Below are 1,218 nucleotides of genomic sequence, written 5' to 3' on the forward strand. Positions count from 1 at the left end.
GGCCGCGGCGGTTGCGGCGAGGCCGCCCGCCCCGCCCGCCGCGCCGGGCGCCGGGTCGGGCGAGACGCTCAAGGTCAGTTGCCGCGCGATGGCCACCAGCAGGTCGCGCATCGGCGACTGCGGCGCGCCCAGGATGAACAGGTCCTGCACCGCCTGCGGCATGGTGCGCAGCGGCACGACGTTGAGGTCGGCCAGCAGCGCGTCCCAGTGACGGACATATTCGGCGACGTAGAGCGCGACCACGTCGCGCTCCAGCGTCTGCAACGCCGGGCTGCGCGGGTCGATCTCGGAGCGCGCGCCGAGCACCCAGGATTCGTTCGCCACCTCCCGTGCCGCGCCGGGCAGGGAGGGCAGCAGCACGCGGTGGAAGCCTTCCACCGTGTAGAAGCCAGGGATGCCATCGGTCAGCGGACGGCCGGAGCCGCGCAGGAACAGCCGCGCCCCGGCCGCGCCCGCCGCGTCGCCCGGCCGCCAGGGCGGCAGCTGGGTGGCAGCGGCGGAGGGGCGTATGCGCGAATAGACCCGCTCGGCCAGCGGGATGCGGCTGAAGGCGCGTTGCGCCTCCTCGACCAGCGCGCCGTCCAGCTGCACCTGCGGCAGCGGCCCGGCGAGCAGGGCGGCCAGGTGCTGCGCCAGGTTGTCGCGCAGCGGCTGCTGCGGCGCGCCGGGATAGGCGTTGGCCCAGTCCAGGTTCATCCACTCCGTCACCAGCGCGCGGTCCAGCGGGCCGGCGGAGCCGAGCATCAGGTAGACGCGGGTCGCCTCGTAGAGGAACTCCGGCTGGTTGAAGCTGCCGCGCATCTGCGCTTCCAGCCGCCACAGCAGGCGCGGCAGCAGGGCGCGCTGCAGCGCGTGGCGGTAGGTCACATTGCCCGCCGCGGCGAGCTTCTCGGATTGCGACATGCCCAGCCCGGCATCGGCGGCCATTGCTTCCGCCGGCAGGGCGCGTGCGGTGTCCAGCACGGGCGCGATGCGCGCCAGGTCGCCGTCGTTCACCGGATCGGTCAGCAGCGGCGCTGCCAGGCGCTCATAGGCAGCGAGCGCCGTGTCGAACTTCCGCGCCCCGGCTTCCGCCGTGCCGTGCTCCATCCAGAGCCAGGCGCCGCCGCCCAGCATCAGCGCGGCGCTGCCCGCCCAGGCGGCGATGCGCAGGCCGCGGTCGCGCGCCACCGCGCCGCGGTCGGCGGCGCCGAGCATCGCCTCGCCGAAGATCACGTC

General features: G+C 75.0%; 1 protein-coding gene. It reads right to left on the minus strand.

All coding sequences use genetic code 11. The features are described 5' to 3' along the window. Positions 1–1,218: ImcF-related family protein (locus OZN99_RS31990; protein WP_270939220.1), on the minus strand; the 1,218-nt coding region annotated here is incomplete at both ends.

Source organism: Falsiroseomonas oryzae, from assembly GCF_027856955.1.
GTDB classification, from domain to species: Bacteria; Pseudomonadota; Alphaproteobacteria; order Acetobacterales; family Acetobacteraceae; genus Falsiroseomonas; species Falsiroseomonas oryzae.